The organism is Ruegeria sp. O5 (assembly GCF_056535105.1).
In genome coordinates, this window is sequence record NZ_JBQERN010000015.1 from 18,126 (window position 1) to 32,984 (window position 14,859).

At 56.7% G+C, this 14,859-nt stretch carries 15 protein-coding genes; 1 reads left to right on the forward strand and 14 read right to left on the reverse strand.

The window, feature by feature from the left end:
• Window positions 1–93 precede the first annotated feature (93 nt).
• Window positions 94–639 (forward strand): TetR/AcrR family transcriptional regulator, encoded by a 546-nt coding sequence (locus tag ACR0M3_RS15990; RefSeq protein ID WP_480484710.1) that lies wholly within the window; start codon window positions 94–96, stop codon window positions 637–639.
• A gap of 175 nt (window positions 640–814) precedes the next feature.
• On the opposite strand, the gene ACR0M3_RS15995 is transcribed toward ACR0M3_RS15990, so the two are convergent.
• The 14 genes from ACR0M3_RS15995 to ACR0M3_RS16060 all read right to left on the reverse strand — a co-directional run bounded on the left by ACR0M3_RS15995 (window position 815) and on the right by ACR0M3_RS16060 (window position 14,858).
• On the reverse strand, window positions 815–1,510 hold the full coding sequence (locus tag ACR0M3_RS15995; protein WP_480900629.1) for an RraA family protein: 696 nt from the start codon (window positions 1,508–1,510) through the stop codon (window positions 815–817).
• Window positions 1,507–2,202: an alpha/beta fold hydrolase gene (locus tag ACR0M3_RS16000; protein ID WP_480773467.1), complete on the reverse strand. Its 696-nt coding sequence runs from the start codon at window positions 2,200–2,202 to the stop codon at window positions 1,507–1,509. Before ACR0M3_RS16000 ends, ACR0M3_RS15995 begins: the two co-directional genes overlap by 4 nt.
• Entirely contained in the window at window positions 2,199–3,323 is a 1,125-nt protein-coding gene (locus ACR0M3_RS16005) for a cobalamin-independent methionine synthase II family protein (RefSeq protein ID WP_480773468.1), read from the reverse strand. Before ACR0M3_RS16005 ends, ACR0M3_RS16000 begins: the two co-directional genes overlap by 4 nt.
• Before the next feature lie 102 nt (window positions 3,324–3,425).
• On the reverse strand, window positions 3,426–4,388 hold the full coding sequence (locus tag ACR0M3_RS16010) for a cupin domain-containing protein (protein WP_480539873.1): 963 nt from the start codon (window positions 4,386–4,388) through the stop codon (window positions 3,426–3,428).
• Between the two features lie 151 nt (window positions 4,389–4,539).
• The gene (locus ACR0M3_RS16015; protein ID WP_480911663.1) at window positions 4,540–5,514 is read right to left on the reverse strand and encodes a nuclear transport factor 2 family protein; all 975 of its coding nucleotides are present in this window, start codon (window positions 5,512–5,514) and stop codon (window positions 4,540–4,542) included.
• Complete coding sequence (locus ACR0M3_RS16020) at window positions 5,511–6,530, reverse strand: LacI family DNA-binding transcriptional regulator (RefSeq protein WP_209599322.1); 1,020 nt, start codon at window positions 6,528–6,530, stop codon at window positions 5,511–5,513. Before ACR0M3_RS16020 ends, ACR0M3_RS16015 begins: the two co-directional genes overlap by 4 nt.
• Entirely contained in the window at window positions 6,530–7,297 is a 768-nt protein-coding gene (locus ACR0M3_RS16025) for an SDR family NAD(P)-dependent oxidoreductase (RefSeq protein ID WP_480911664.1), read from the reverse strand. Before ACR0M3_RS16025 ends, ACR0M3_RS16020 begins: the two co-directional genes overlap by 1 nt.
• 1 nt (window position 7,298) lies before the next feature.
• A complete protein-coding gene (locus ACR0M3_RS16030) occupies window positions 7,299–8,348 on the reverse strand; it encodes an ester cyclase (protein WP_480911666.1) in 1,050 nt (349 codons plus the stop codon).
• Window positions 8,349–8,431: 83 nt separating this feature from the next.
• Window positions 8,432–9,772, reverse strand: a complete 1,341-nt coding sequence (hisD, locus tag ACR0M3_RS16035; RefSeq protein WP_480911668.1) for a histidinol dehydrogenase — start codon at window positions 9,770–9,772, stop codon at window positions 8,432–8,434.
• Window positions 9,773–9,783: 11 nt separating this feature from the next.
• The gene (locus ACR0M3_RS16040; RefSeq protein WP_480773471.1) at window positions 9,784–10,314 is read right to left on the reverse strand and encodes an ester cyclase; all 531 of its coding nucleotides are present in this window, start codon (window positions 10,312–10,314) and stop codon (window positions 9,784–9,786) included.
• A 132-nt stretch (window positions 10,315–10,446) separates the two neighbouring features.
• Window positions 10,447–11,475, reverse strand: a complete 1,029-nt coding sequence (locus ACR0M3_RS16045) for an ester cyclase (RefSeq protein ID WP_480911669.1) — start codon at window positions 11,473–11,475, stop codon at window positions 10,447–10,449.
• Between the two features lie 179 nt (window positions 11,476–11,654).
• Window positions 11,655–12,536: a carbohydrate ABC transporter permease gene (locus ACR0M3_RS16050; protein WP_209507350.1), complete on the reverse strand. Its 882-nt coding sequence runs from the start codon at window positions 12,534–12,536 to the stop codon at window positions 11,655–11,657.
• A gap of 1 nt (window position 12,537) precedes the next feature.
• On the reverse strand, window positions 12,538–13,566 hold the full coding sequence (locus ACR0M3_RS16055; protein WP_480833447.1) for a carbohydrate ABC transporter permease: 1,029 nt from the start codon (window positions 13,564–13,566) through the stop codon (window positions 12,538–12,540).
• 65 nt (window positions 13,567–13,631) lie between these two features.
• Window positions 13,632–14,858 (reverse strand): ABC transporter substrate-binding protein, encoded by a 1,227-nt coding sequence (locus ACR0M3_RS16060; RefSeq protein ID WP_209507352.1) that lies wholly within the window; start codon window positions 14,856–14,858, stop codon window positions 13,632–13,634.
• Between the last annotated feature and the right edge of the window lies 1 nt (window position 14,859).

A 14,859-nucleotide genomic window follows, 5' to 3' on the forward strand; every position in this document is an offset into this window, starting at 1 on the left:
ATCAATATCTATCTATCACTAGGTAGATAACAGTTAGAAGTTGATTCCTGGGCTGTCAACGTTTATCTATCAATCGGTAGATTGGAGGTAGTCATGCCACTGACAATGAAAGAAAAAATTCTCATCGCCGCCGAGAAACGCGTGCGCAGCGCGGGCTTTTCGGAGATGAGTTTCCGTGACCTGGCGAACGATGTGGGAATCAAAAGTGCCAGCGTACACTACCATTTCCCCACCAAACCGGATCTCGGGGAGGCTCTCGTCACCCGCTACGCCGAGCAATTCAAGGCAGAACTGGACAAGATTGACCTGAACGATCTGCAAACCGCTCTGGACTGCTTCGTTTCGCTCTACTCCAAAGCGCTTGTGCTGAACGAATCGATATGCCTTTGCGCCGTCATGGGCGCCGAGGCCATTGGACTGCCGGAAAACATCAACCAACGCACAAAAGCCTTCTTCGAGATGAACAAGGCATGGCTCCAAAATCTGCTCGTCAAGCATGGGGTCAAGGATGCCGCTGACAAGGCAAACCTCATCGTCGCCGCCCTTGAAGGGGGCATGATCGTCGCATCAGCGTCAAACGATCGATCGATGTTTGAACAGGTTGCCAAAGCTGCAATTCGCGGCGTTGGTACGATTTAGGAACAGAAGCTAGCAGTGCGTCCCATGCGCAGGGGCGGGGATCTGTTGCAAACCTTTGACTGTTGACGCTCATAAGTGCTTCGAGTGAATGGATATCGGAATATTGAAGTCGAAAATTTGCAACAGATCCCAGCGGGGTCTACACCTTCAGAACCGGGGAATACAGATCGCAAGTTTAAGTCCGAGAGGCTTCAAACGCCGCCCATGCTTTTTCGAAGGCATCGAAATCGAACCCGGTTGCGCGGGCGGGATCCAGAATCAGTTTTTCGGTTTCAAGCAATTTGATGATCGCCCGTTCAAGCTTGCCCACGACTTCGGGCGGGATAACCAGCGCACCATGACGGTCCGCGTGCACAAGATCGCCGTTCTGGATCTTCAGACCAAAGATAGAAACCGAGGTGCCGATTTTGCGCACATGTACGAACCCGTGACTGGGCCCGATTGACCCGGCAACAACCGGGAAGTTACCGGGTAGATCGCCCAGGTCGCGCATTACCCCGTTGGTCAGCGCACCACTGATGCCGAAGCCCTTGTGGATCGTCGTATTGATCTCACCCCAAAAGGCGCCGATGCAATCTGGATAATCCAAATCCTCAACCACGGTGACAGCCGGGCCGCTCCCAGTTGCCATATGCCTGTAATAATCCATCCGACGTTGGCGGATCTCCTCAGGCGGTTCTGACGGCGGGTTCACGGCGGCAATCTTCGCGGTACGGGCATATCCAACCATCGCGCCCGCATCGGGATCAGAACATAACATCGTGCCCCGGGTGAATTCATTGAATCCGCGCTTGCCCTGCGCCACTTCGATTGCGTTACAAACAGTCGGCGTGTCGATCTTTTTCAGCAGGTCCAGCAAGGATTGGTTCATATCAACTCCAGCCAGCGGATCAAAGCCGCCGTTGTTTGTCGCGGTTGTTCCAGTGTCGGCAGGTGGCCGGCGTTTTCTATGATTTCCAACCGGCTCTGTGGCATCAGATCGTGCATCAATTCATGCCTTGAAACAGGGCACAGGGCATCGTCGCGCCCGCAGAGAATGAGTGCTGCGTCGGTGAAGTTGCGCAGAGTGTTGCTCTGGTCAGGGCGATCACGCAGAGCTTTAGATTGATTGACAAAAACGTCCGGGCCAAGATCCATGGCCATATCCATGCACAGGTCCAGAATGGCGGCGCGGCGCGGACCTTCAGTCAGGTAGTTCGGTTTCATCTCTTCGGCCATGACCTTGCGTAGGTTGCCACGTCCGACCGCATCGATCTGAGGGCCGCGCCTGGCTTTGACCTCGTCCAAATCAGCAAGCGGGTTCGTGTCCATCAACGCCAAACCAGCCACACGGTCCGGTGCCTGACGCAGGATTTCCATCCCCACAATGCCACCCATCGAGAGTCCCGCCAGAGCAAAGCGTTCGGGCGCATAGGCTAACACATCGGCGGCCAGCGCCTGCATTGTGTCCTGTCCTCCGATTGGTGCGCACAGGATCGGGTATTTGCCTGACAAAGCGTCAATCTGCGGTGCGAACAACCGCGCATCGCACATCATTCCGGGCAGGAGGATAAGCGGCGTCATTTGACCAGGGCAGCCCCTTCGGCAAGCGCGCCCAGCTTGGCGTAGGCGATATCCGGATCTACCGCACCAAAGCCCGCAAAGGTGCCAAAGCCGCAATCTGATCCGGCGATTACACGCTCATTTCCAACTATGTTCGTAAACCGCTCGGTACGCTGAGCAATCAGTTCCGGGTGTTCGACAAAATTCGTCGTGGTGTCCACCACACCGGGCACAAGAACCTTGTCACCCGGAATTTCACCCTTGCGGTCACGGAACACCGTCCATTCATGCGCGTGTCGCGGGTTAGAGGTTTCGAACAGCACATAGCGCGATTTGGTCGACATCAGCGTCGAAAACACCTTGTCCATGCCGATGTCGCAGCAATGCGGCCCCTCGTAGTTGCCCCAGCAGATATGGACACGCACTTTGTCAGATGGGACATTCTGCAATGCGTGGTTCAATGCCTCAACATGCATGTTGGCGATTTTCACGAACTCGTCGTCGGACAGATCGGTGAACAGCATATGGCGCGACAGGGCCAGATCGGGGCAGTCCAATTGCAGATCCAGACCCGCACCAACGATGGTCTCATATTCTTCCTTCATCGCATCGGCCAGCGCGGCCAGATAGGCCTCGCGCGTCGGATAGAAATCATTTTGCAGAAACAGGGAAATAACTCCGGGGCTGGCGGCGTTCATAAAACCGCGCTCGACCCCGTGCTCGGCCATCGCGGCTTTGAGATTGTCGATGTCCTTCTGCAGCTCACCTTGCCCTTTTGAGCGCACCTCGCCCACACACATGGGTCGAGCATACTGGGGCGTTCCACCGTCATCGGCCAATCGTTGCAGAAAGCCCGGAAACATCTTGAGGTCAGCTGGCGCATTGCGCGCGCTGTCACCTGCAAAGCCGGTATAGCGGTCCTTGACGTAAGTGGCGTAAGAGATCTTTGAGGTCTCACCGTCCGAGGCGATATCTACCCCAGCCTTGACTTGTTTCCGCACGGTTTCGGACACGGCCGCGGTCATGCAGGCGTCAAATGCAGCCTGATCGAACGGTTCCTCTCGCTCGCGAGCAAAGATGAAGTCAACGACCTCCTGATTTCGTGGCAGACTTCCCACATGGGTGGTTGAAACGCGGGTCATGTTAGGATCTCCATTCAAATCTAGGTCCATCGCCGGGCCGGAAAGCCGGCGATGGATGTGCTGCGCGCGCCCCGATTGAAACCGGGACGTGTAATTTCGGCGTTATTCTCCTGTCCAAGTCGCCCCAGCAGGGTCGTCGGTTGCGGTGATCCGGTACAGACCCGCTTGCCCGGTCATAGACGGTTCAGCGCTGTAGCTTTCACCGGGCAGAACCAGAGCGGTATCACCGTTGGACAGGGTAACCTCGACCTCATTGATCTTGATGCGCCAATGGCCACTCGCCGGCATCAGAACCACGGGTTTGTCCGCCTTGACCAGTTCAGCCACAGCCGAACCGCGCGTCAAAAAATCAACCTCGAAACCGGGCTTGTCTTTGATCAGGCCATTTTCACCGATCACAACCGCAGGTTTGTCCGCCGCCAGCGCCATCAGGTCCCAGTAGCGAGCGACGTATTTGCCGATCACCGCATCAACGGGAACCTCAGGGTAGGCTTTCAGCTCTTCCTCGGTCAGTAGCGGCATCGGCTGCACATAGTGTGGCAGTTCCTCACCCTTTTTGCTATCGTAAAGGACGCCGTTATTGCCCAACATCAGGCCATGGGCCTGCGCATCCTGAATGACTTGCGGAGCCCAGGTCACGCCGCCACCGGCATCGTCGCCACCAAGCATCGACATGATCATCCCATAGTCCTGGCCGACATTCTCGAAGCCGCGGAAGATCCCGGTCGGGATGTTGAAGATGTCGCCTTCTTCGGCGATGAACTCGCCAGCCGTGCCATAACGACCCCAGAAGAACCGCCATCGACCTTTAGCAACAAAGAACACCTCGGCGGTGGTGTGGCTGTGCAGCGAGTTGCGGCATTTCGGCGGTTGACCCGCTGCACCGATGTTGAACCCGATCTTGTCGGTGATGTGGACGTGCTGATCCGGGCTTTCGCTGACCCCACCGCCAATGATGGTAAAATTTTCTTTCTGGTTCGAGCCCGGAGTGTGCGCGTCGATGAACGCGGTTTTACATGGCTTCAGTTCGCCATAACGGACGATGCGGCTTTCGATGGTACTCATATCTTTTCTCCTTTTGATTTGGGTTTGATCGGATCAAACCAAACCACCCGGCGGACGATTGTTCAGTCGCCGGGCGCGCAGGCTGGCGCGATGGGCGTGGTACCGCCGCAACGCCTGCCCGGCATCCAGATTTGAGATACGGTGCGACATTCTAGAGATCGCCGGTTTTCAGAAGAATCTGTTTCCAGATCGAGGTTTCGTCAAACAAGGTGTATTCCTTGCGCAGACCCCATGGACCGAACTCGGCCTGGCTGATGCCCAGCACAAAGACCTCGGCCCCTGTGGGCACGCCGAACACGCCCCAGCCGTCATGTGTGCCATGCAAAGACCAGCGGATCGCGGCGCGCGGCGGCATCATCGGGTCGTCACGGCCGATCTGGTGGTGGATCTTGAATTCGGCACGTGGGAACGCCGCGCGCAGGCCCATCCAGAACCGATCAACCGGCCCCCAACTGTGGCCGGTCTTGCCCCCGGGATATTCTGACAGAACAGCGCGGTCGTATTCAGCCTCGATCACCCTCATATCGGCATTCATGATCCGGGTCAGGATATCCGCGTATTTCTGGCCCCATTCATTGTCATTGCCACGGCCTTTATAGGGGCCGGGCTTATCGTTCGCCGGTGTGAAAGGTTGCACGCAGGCGTCAGCCCCACCTTCGCGCGCGATCAGATCGCGGGCATATTCCTTGGGGTCCCAACCCATCTGCTGCACGATCGCGCTCTGGTCGCGGATGAGCCACTCATCGTTGATCTGGTTGTTGATGGCGTGGCAGTCGGCTAAAATGCGGTAGACCAGTTTCTTGCCGGTCGCCTTGCCATACACACCGTCACCCAGATGGGTCGCTGTGGACAAAAGGCGATGCGACGACAGCATGCCCTCTTCCGGCGTTCCCGACCAGATCACATCCTCACCCAACAGCGTTCGATCAGGAAACTCCGCCAGAGTTGCCATAGTGGCAGCAATGACATTCTGGTTTCCGACAACCACCGACCCAGGTGACCGCACGACGATGTCCAGGGCGTAATAGTCGTGCAGTGTGGCAATGCCACGATCTTCCCAGATTTCCTTGGTAATCCCGATTATGTAGTCGGGGAAATCTTTGAACTTGGGATCAAATCCCTTCATGTCTTCCATCCTTCAGGTATGCGGGCGGAGCCGCGCACAATTAGCGGTCCGTCAATCTCGACCCGACGAGGACCGGCATCGGGGTCCTCGATCTTGCCGAGCAGAATATCGACAGTTTCGGTGACCATGCGATTGGCGGGCTGTCGAATGGTGGTCAGGTTGTATGCTGGCCATGAGGCGACAGTGACATCGTCATACCCGATGACCGAAACGTCGCCTGGAACATTCAGCCCCAATTCGAACCGCAGCGTGTCCATCACGGAAACGGCCATGTGATCGTTGGCGACAAACACCGCATCAGGCGGATCGGCTTCGAACATCCGCAGCGTGGCTTGCCGGGCTTCTTCCGTCGAAAAGTTTCCTACTTCGCGGGCGTGCAGCGTAACCCCGGCTTTCTGCAAGGTCGCAACAAACCCTGTTTCGCGGTCACGCTGGGTCGAAGCTCCTTCCCACCCGGCGATATATCCGATCTTTTGGTGCCCAGCTGCCAACAAGAACTCGGCAGCCTTTCGACCACCGGCAACGTTGTCAGATGTAACTGACGACATCGCCGTGTCGTCTTGTGCCCGATTGAACAACACCATCGGTATACCGGCCGTTCGGCAGCGGTCTGACAAATCCGAGGACAAAGCCACCGAAGCGGCGATAATCCCTTCGACCTGAAAGTCGAGTATTTCCTCGACCACATTGTCGATGTTTCCAGATTCATGCGAGGCCATGAATATCAGCACGTGGTATCCACGTTCCTGTAACGTGTTTGTCAGCTTCTCCAGCGCCTCGGGATAGAACTGGTTGTTCAGATAGGCCACGACAAGCCCGATGATCCGGCTTTTCCCGGACACTACAGCGCGGGCCAGAACGTTCGGGCGATAGCCCAGTTCCTTGGCCGCCTTGCGCACCTTTTCAACGGTTTTTTTCGACGCAGACGCGCCGGGGGTGAACACACGGCTGACCGCAGATTGGCTGACCCCGGCGAGACGGGCAACTTCCAGTGAGGTAACTTTTTGTGTCGCCATCAGTCTGCCGTCCAACCTCCGTCAACCATCAATGCCGTGCCCGTCACCAGCGACGATGCATCCGAGGCCAGATAAACCACCGCCCCCATGATGTCTTCAACCTCTCCGGGGCGACCCAGTTTAATCTTGTCCAGAATCCAGGCCCGCTTGTCCGGATCGTCAAAAGTCGACTTTGTCAGATCCGTCAGAATGAAGGTGGGACAAATCGTGTTAACCCGGATCTTTGCCGGTCCAAACTCAAGCGCCATCGCCTTGGTGAAGCCTTCGACCGCGAATTTCGACGCACAATAAACCGCGCGTTCGCGACCACCAACATGGCCCATCTGGCTAGAGATATTGATCAGCGAACCGGGGCGGCCAGCGTCGAGAAGGCCTTTGGCAACAGCCTGGGTCAGGAAATAAGCACCTTTGACATTGACGCCTATCACCGCATCGAAATCTTTCGGCTGTGTTTCCACGGCCTTGCTGTGTCGGGCAAGCCCAGCTGAGTTCAGCAGAATATCGAACGGCCCATTTTGCGCCACGGCTTCAGCGGTTGCCGCCACGTCCGAAACATCCAGTTCCAAAACCGTGGCAGACCAACCCTGCGCCGACATATCTTTTGCAATATCCTGAAGCGCACCAGCACGGCGCGCCGCCAAAGTGACCTCAGCACCATGTTCCGCCAGCGCCACAGCGCAGGCCATGCCTATGCCCGACGAGGCTCCGGCGACCAAAGCTCGCTTGCCGCTCAGGTCGAAACTGGGGGTGCTGGGAAAATGCGGCATATCAGACCTCGCCGACCGGGAATGGGATGGTGCCCGGTACACGTGCCTTATTGAACTCACGCAGTCGGGCAAAAACATCTACGCCCAATTGCCGATACACATCCAGCAAATCGACCAACACCCAATTCTCGCGGATCAGCCCACCTTCCAGACGCCAGAAATCAAGTGACTTCAAAGTGATCCGTTTGCCCGAAGGCGCAATCCCCATCCAGCCGTCAAGGGTGACGGTCTGGATCATGTTCGGCCAGCCGGTCACAGCGGCGTAGTCGCCATCACCAAAAAAGTGAAAGGTGATCTCGTCGGCATACTGACCACGATCGGGCATTCCGTTGAGGAAGGGAGTCTGGTGCCAGCTGCGGAATCCCGCGATACCGCGCGCTGTCCCGATCCCCGCGGGACCGTACCAGTTCATGCGCGGATGCCAGAACCGCTCCATCTCCATCACTTCGGGCCCACCCTGGCTGGGGTGTTTCTCAAGATGTTTCAGCATGTCGACGATATGATTGCACGAGGCCAGAGATTTCACCTCATCCCACGGCCCGGACACAACGCCATCCAGCGTCGCCGGGCCGGGAATGCAGAACTCCAGCCCCAGAGACGGGGCCATTGGCCAGGCATTCGCCTGCATCATGACTTCGGGAACGTCCCAGAGTGCCTGAATCTCGACAACCTTGCCATTTTCAAAGCGGTAGAATTCGTGGAACCGCATGTGGGTCAGATGCCCGGTCGGCGGGATGTCCAGCCAGGGGGCGACGAAGGTGCCGAAGTAGTGGCCGCCGCAGCCAACCCAGTCGTTGCCCTGTTCTGTCCGACCACCCATGACGATCCAATCGCGACGCTCAAGATCGGGCATGGATTTCAGAAGTGGCGCGTAACAGGTGTCATAGAGTTCCTGCGGGCCGGTCAGATCTCCGAATGGATACAACATGTGGATGGCAGCATCGGGCGCGATCACCGCCTCCAGCGCCGCTCGTACTCCGGCTTCGTCGAATTTATACATTGCCTCGCGCAGGGGCGCGATCAGGACCTTGTGGGTAGAGTGAGTATCCATTGCGAAATCTCGCATTATTTTAACTTCTTATCCAAAAAATTCTGTAGGGCCCCGGTCGAATCCCTGCGCAAGATTCGTCACGCTTACGAAGTCGCATCGGCCGTCTCGCGGTATGGTGCGCCTTCACCATAGGGCACGTTGATGCCCCCATAACGCCGGACACGGATGTTGCATTGTTCGGCATGGCCGACAAAGCCTTCCAGCATACACAGACGTGAGCCGTATTCGCCGATCATCGCTGCGGCCTCATCAGTGACGACCTTCTGATAGCTGTGGGTTTTCATGAATTTGCCGACCCAGAGCCCGCCGGTATAGCGCCCGGCCTTTTTGGTCGGCAGTGTATGGTTGGTACCGATCACCTTGTCGCCGTTGGCCACGTTGGTGCGCGGACCAAGGAACAGCGCGCCATAGCAGGTCATGTTTTCCAGGAACCAATCGTCGCGATCTGTCATGACTTGAACGTGCTCGGACGCGATGTCATCGGCCACTTGAAGCATCTCGTCATAGGTGTCGCAGACGATGACCTCGCCGTATTCCTCCCAACTGACCTTGGCAGTGCCGGCGGTGGGTAGGATCTCGAGGATACGGTCGATCTCGCTCAGTGTCTCTTCGGCCAGTTTGCGCGAGTTGGTGACCAGAACGCAGGGGCTGTTATAGCCATGCTCGGCCTGTCCCAGCAAATCGGTCGCACAAAGCTCGGCATCTGCAGCAGTTTCATCGGCGATGACCATCGTCTCGGTCGGACCCGCGAACAGGTCGATGCCCACCCGGCCAAACAGCTGGCGCTTGGCTTCGGCCACAAAGGCGTTGCCGGGGCCAACCAGCATGTGAACCGGATCAATGGTCTCAGTCCCTATCGCCATGGCGCCGATGGCCTGGATACCGCCCATAACATAGATCTCATGCGCGCCTCCTAGATGCATCGCTGCGATCACGGCCGCATTGGGTTTGCCTTGGAAGGGTGGGGTACAAGCTATGATGCGCGGAACACCGGCGACCTTGGCAGTTGCCACTGACATATGCGCCGAAGCCACCATCGGGAATTTGCCACCGGGGACATAGCATCCCACTGACTGAACAGGGATGTTCTTGTGACCAAGGATCACTCCTGGCAGAGTTTCAACCTCGATATCCAGCATCGAGTCGCGTTGTGCCTGCGCAAAGTTCGTCACTTGCTTCTGCGCGAATTTGATATCGGCCAGTTCGCGTTCAGTCAGCGAGTTTATCAACTCGTCGATCTGATCCTGGCTCAGGCGGAAGCTTTCCGGCGAGTAATTGTCGAACTTCTCAGACAGCTCGCGCACTGCGGTATCGCCGCGGGTTTCGATATCCGCCAGCGTTTCTTCGACAACAGCTCGGGTTTTGGCATCGTCTTCCGCCCGGTCAGCTTCAGGTTTGCCGCGTTTCAGGTAATCAATAGCCATTGTCTCTATCCTCAGTTTTCGGGCCGGGGTGGAGTTTTTTCTCCCCGGTCAAATGCTTCCCAGCCTTCGCCGTTGAACAGATCAACGCCAAGCTGCGCGGCGACATGGGCGAAATCGACGTTCACCCAGTTGTCAACGATCTTGCCATCGACGACTTTCCAGAAATCCATGTACCGGATCTCGACCCGCTTTCCCGTCGGAGCGATGCCCAGGAACTCGCCCGAATGAGTTGCCTCCTGTCGGCCAAAGGCCGCAGCCCATTCGCCCATGTAAAGCCGGGCCTCATCGATGCAAATCTTATCAGAAAACGCTGCCTGGAACGGGCGTTGCCAGTTGTTCTGAAACTCCTTGAGCCCAGTTTTGGTGCCGCAGCCCCGGTTGCCGATCCAGCGGAACCCTTCTGCGAAGAATTCGCCGATATCGTCGATGCGGTGATCGTTCAAACCATCGACCATCCCCTCGATCACGGCGCGGGTCTCGTCGGTTTTTCTCATGTCCGTGTTACGTGTCAGCACGGCCTGTTCGGGGCGGGAGCCCTTCATGTGTCTTTTCCTTTTATGGTTACCAAGGGGCTTTCTGTCTGGACGGGGAGGGTTGGTCGGCCGTCAGAAAATCCCTTGGCATCCGGTTGAGCGCCGGGTGGCGCGCAATGGCGTTATGTCTGGCGGAACAGCTCATCGGGTCTGTTCAGAAATTTGGGCAAAAAGGTCGTAACCCAGTTGCAACAGCAGATGTGGAATATCGAGCATGCACCAGTTCTCGATGATCTTGCCGTCTGCGCAGCGCCACCAGTCGCAGTCACGCATAAAAACGCGCTTTCCCGTTGGCTCCAGGCCCAGGAAGGATTTGACGTGGACGCCGGTGATCTGCGGCCAGCCGCACAGGAATGCATAGTCGCCATCCCCGGCCTTGCAATTCGAGCCGACCCCGGTGACGCCTGCGTCCCTGCCGTCACCCCAGCCTTCGAACGTGTCCTCGAAGGGGGATTGGAAATCGGCGAAGGCATCGACCGTGGCATAGGATCCCAGCCCGCCGGGACCGTACCACACCATTCGGTCATCCCAATAAGGCCGCCAGCTTTGGTCCTCGGTCGTTAGCTGTTTTAACATGTCCTCGACCAGATCTGCTGTGGCGCGTGACTGCGCTGAGTCTGAAGGCCCAATGACGATGCCGTCATGCGTTGCCGGACCCGGCACGACACCTTCATAGCCCTGCAGTTCCAGCGGCCAGAGGCCAAGCGCGATGATCAACTCGGCAAAGCCGAGAAAGACATAGGATTCGACGATCTTGCCATCTTCCATTCGGTGGAATTCACCAAAGCGCAGAAATGCCAGTTTGCCGCTGGGTGGAATACCACAAAGCGGTCGCTTGAAATGACCGTGGAAATACCCGGTCGAGGTGACCCACTCGCTTCCCAGGTATTCGCCACCCGTGACCACATAGTTCTGACGGGTGAGCCCCTCGAACGCTTCTGATATCGGAAAGATGACAGAGCTGATGTAGCCGTTGCCATCGGGGGCTGCATTGATCGGATGGCTCGCTTCGGTAGTGGCCGTTGCGGCGAAAATCTCGCTGGCGGCCGTCTCCATGGTCTCGCCGAGGCCCTTATCAAAGCTTTCGAGAAACTGACGATAAAGCTGTTTGTTTTCAAACGTGGTTCCGGTAGCAATACCCATCGCTGGGCGATTTGCGCGCTTGTTCATGGCGCTTTCCTTTTTAGGACGTTTTCCTATTCGCTGTGGCGGTGTGCAGGCACGAGGACCCGCGCGCATCATGGCAAATGGAATTCGTCCCGGCCGTCGGGCCCGGCGCGCAGCCAAGTTCAGGCTGGCTGCGTGCGCATGGGCAGATACGGACTGAGGATGAGTGCGCCCCATTTATGTCAGCCTTTCACAGCCCCGGCGGTCAGGCCGCCGACGATCTGGCGCTGGAAGAACATCACCAGTATGAACAGTGGAACAGTGGCTGAAACCACGGCTGCAACAGCGAACATCACGTTGCCCTCGGTTTGCGTTGTACCGAGGAATGCGGCAATGGCAGGCACCATAGTACGGTTGCTTTCAGACAGCAGCATCGCCCCCACGGCAAAGTCGTTATAGGCCAGAAGGAACGAGAACAGCCCGGTCGTGATGACGCCTGGCCACATCACCGGAATGATCACACGTCGGAAAGCCTGAAACTGGTTGCATCCGTCGACCTTGGCACTTTCATCCAACTCGCTCGGGATGTTCTTGAAGAAGGAATGCAACATCCAAAGAGTGAACGGCTGGTTGATCGCCACAAGCACGATAATGGTGGTTGGAAGAATTCCCCAAACATTCCATTCAAAGAAGGGTAACAGATAACCTGAGACCAGAGTGATTGGCGGCATTGCACGGAAAATCAACGCTGTGATCAAAAGCCAGAATGTGTAGTTGTAAGTAGACCGCGAAAGGGCATAGCCCCCTAAAGTCCCGATAGTCAGTGAGATGGTAACAACAAAGAAACAGACGATCCCGGTGTTCAGAACATTGCGCCAGAACTCTTCCTGAATCCATGCGCCCTCATATCCGGTGGTGGTGAACGGCGAGCCATAAACCGCTTCGGTTCGGGCACCGGTCAGGGCGTTGGTCCAGTCAGCGATCGAGAAGAAATCCAGCTCGACCTTGAACGACCCCCAAACCGTCCAGAGGAACGGAAAGGCGGCCAGGATAAACCATAGGAGCACAAACAGGGATGAGGCGATCCGAAGGCTTGTAGGCATTCTTTGCGCGCGGCTGGCCATATTATCTTGCTCCTTTGAAATCGCGCCAGGTGCGGACAAGCACGGGCGACAGAAGAATGGCGACCCCAATTATCGTCATCACAGAGGTAGCGGCAGCGGAAGACAGTTGCCGAGTCTCGCCACCGAGATCGTAAAAGATGAAGGTGCTGAGTGATTGCGCATGCGCTTGTGCGCTGAAGCCGATGATCGGTTCAAACACCTTGAAGTTGTCCATCAACTGGATCAGCGCAACAAATGTGACCAGAGGCATGAGGTGAGGAACAACCACAAATTTGACCTGTTGCCAGCGCGTCGCCCCGTCTATCTGAGAGGCCTCAATCTGGTCTTGGGGCAAGGTTTGCAGTCCAGCATAGAACACGACAAAGGCAAAAGGCGCAGCGTGCCAAACACCATAGACCATCAGAGCTACCCACATCAGCCCTGTTGATGCTTTCAGGCTGAAATCCGGATCTCCAGCCAGATATACGAGGGCGTTGCCGATCACCCCGCGACTGTCAATCATCCAAAACAGGATGAGCGAGCCGATCAGCGGGGTCACGATCATGGGCAGAAGAGAGAAAAAGATCATCAGACCTTTGAGTTGCCTGTGCAGGGAGTTTACTGCCAACGCAATCACCAGCCCCAATACAATTGTGAGCGGTGTCACGACAGCAACGAAGGTCAGCGTGAATGCCATCGCCCGGTAGAAGGGTAGATTACCAAGCTCGGTGAAGAAGCCGCCCCATGTTTCATTCGCGGCCCAGATTTGACCAATTTCCTGTATCGCCAGATGGCCTCGGTTAAAGTAAATGTCCAATCCCACAAATCGGCCCAGAGGTTTCTCGGCGCGAAGTGCTGCAGTGGCCTCTTGATCAACAGTGGTCTCAGTTGTGCATCCGATAAGCGGGGTGCAGTTTTCGACCTCTAACAGAACGGCCGGGTGGGGCGCGAAGATCGATTGAGTCACCACCGAGACAATTGGCATTGCAATGAACAGCAGCATCGCGAGTCCTGTGGGCAGGAAGAACCAAAGGAATGTCTTATGGCGCATGTTGCAATCCTCGCGTGAGTAGGATTGCGCGGGTGGGTATCAAAGGCACCCGCGCAATGGGCTTCTTATTGCAGATAGCCTTGCTCGATGGCGGCGGCACGATAGGCGGCTTCTACATCAGCCAACGCTTGTTCCGCGCTTTCCTTGCCCTGCATGAAATCAGCAAGTTCGTTGCCAAGTGCGCTGTGCATGAGCCCCATGTAGGGTAGCATCGGATAGGGTGGTGTGCCCATTTTGGCCGCAGCAAACACGCCCTCGGCATCTTTTCCCGGCTGGTAGCCTTCAATCAGCCAGACCGCCAACGGCGTGGTTTCATCGTTCAGCATGTCAGGACGGATGCCATGTTTCATTGCAATGAATGTGGCCTCGGCCTCTTCATCTGAGATGTTCTTTCCGACAGTCCAACCGTCCCACCACAGGGTCGTTGCAGGGATATCTCCGCCACCAACTGTCAGCGGCGCGCCAATCGCATGGCCGTCGATTACCTCCTGCAACACACCTTCGGTGGTGGTTTGCTGCGATGCGCGCGAACCCCACATATTCATGATTGCAACGTTGCCAGCACGGTATTCGGCATTGGTGGCGTTGGAGTCATGAGTCAGGAAGTCGGGGTTCATGTATTCCGACAAAGCCTTCATCATATTCAGGGCGTTGACACCGGCCTCAGAATTCACGTTGGGTTCGGCCGTACCGGGTTTAAAATGGCTGCCGCCATAACCAAGGAACATATTGTTGAATTCCTGCGCCAGGTTCCAACCCGATGCATAGGCTCCACCAACCGGGTTTTGCATAATACCCTGCGCACGAATGGCCTCGGCCACCTCGAGCATTTCCTCATAGGTAGTCGGGACTTCCACACCGGCTTGCTCAAGGATATCCTTGCGGTACATCAGATGCTGCGCGTTCGCCATAAAGGCGATAGCCATGATGTTGTCGCCAATCTTGATCAGCTGCCCAGGCTGCAGGTCCTGGCCATACTTTTCCACCAGATCATTGAGCGGACGAATAACGTCTTCGTTCATCAGTGCCACAACCGAACTATTGGCGATGATTGCGGTCGTATATTCCGACGGATTGCCCGACAGGCCAGCCACGTTGATGGTCTGGTGCTCGGATGTCAGGTTGGATTCTACCGACGCCCCGGTGCATTCCTTCGCTCCGGCTGCGACGGCCTGGATGGCCGCAAATTCATTGCCGACTATGTTGACACGTGCGCCGATTTCGCAGGCATATCCCGCGCTTGCGGCAAAGGCGGCTACCGAGCCGGCCAATGCAATTTTCTTCAGAAACATC

What these genes read in the sequence shown, in the direction of transcription:
- ACR0M3_RS15995 (WP_480900629.1), bottom strand. Translation starts at nt 1,510, where the DNA reads ATGAACCAATCCTTGCTGGACCTGCTGAAAAAGATCGACACGCCGACT.
- ACR0M3_RS15990 (WP_480484710.1), top strand. Translation starts at nt 94, where the DNA reads ATGCCACTGACAATGAAAGAAAAAATTCTCATCGCCGCCGAGAAACGC.
- ACR0M3_RS16020 (WP_209599322.1), bottom strand. Translation starts at nt 6,530, where the DNA reads ATGGCGACACAAAAAGTTACCTCACTGGAAGTTGCCCGTCTCGCCGGG.
- ACR0M3_RS16000 (WP_480773467.1), bottom strand. Translation starts at nt 2,202, where the DNA reads ATGACGCCGCTTATCCTCCTGCCCGGAATGATGTGCGATGCGCGGTTG.
- ACR0M3_RS16010 (WP_480539873.1), bottom strand. Translation starts at nt 4,388, where the DNA reads ATGAGTACCATCGAAAGCCGCATCGTCCGTTATGGCGAACTGAAGCCA.
- hisD (WP_480911668.1), bottom strand. Translation starts at nt 9,772, where the DNA reads ATGGCTATTGATTACCTGAAACGCGGCAAACCTGAAGCTGACCGGGCG.
- ACR0M3_RS16030 (WP_480911666.1), bottom strand. Translation starts at nt 8,348, where the DNA reads ATGGATACTCACTCTACCCACAAGGTCCTGATCGCGCCCCTGCGCGAG.
- ACR0M3_RS16040 (WP_480773471.1), bottom strand. Translation starts at nt 10,314, where the DNA reads ATGAAGGGCTCCCGCCCCGAACAGGCCGTGCTGACACGTAACACGGAC.
- ACR0M3_RS16045 (WP_480911669.1), bottom strand. Translation starts at nt 11,475, where the DNA reads ATGAACAAGCGCGCAAATCGCCCAGCGATGGGTATTGCTACCGGAACC.
- ACR0M3_RS16025 (WP_480911664.1), bottom strand. Translation starts at nt 7,297, where the DNA reads ATGCCGCATTTTCCCAGCACCCCCAGTTTCGACCTGAGCGGCAAGCGA.
- ACR0M3_RS16050 (WP_209507350.1), bottom strand. Translation starts at nt 12,536, where the DNA reads ATGGCCAGCCGCGCGCAAAGAATGCCTACAAGCCTTCGGATCGCCTCA.
- ACR0M3_RS16015 (WP_480911663.1), bottom strand. Translation starts at nt 5,514, where the DNA reads ATGAAGGGATTTGATCCCAAGTTCAAAGATTTCCCCGACTACATAATC.
- ACR0M3_RS16005 (WP_480773468.1), bottom strand. Translation starts at nt 3,323, where the DNA reads ATGACCCGCGTTTCAACCACCCATGTGGGAAGTCTGCCACGAAATCAG.
- ACR0M3_RS16055 (WP_480833447.1), bottom strand. Translation starts at nt 13,566, where the DNA reads ATGCGCCATAAGACATTCCTTTGGTTCTTCCTGCCCACAGGACTCGCG.
- ACR0M3_RS16060 (WP_209507352.1), bottom strand. Translation starts at nt 14,858, where the DNA reads ATGTTTCTGAAGAAAATTGCATTGGCCGGCTCGGTAGCCGCCTTTGCC.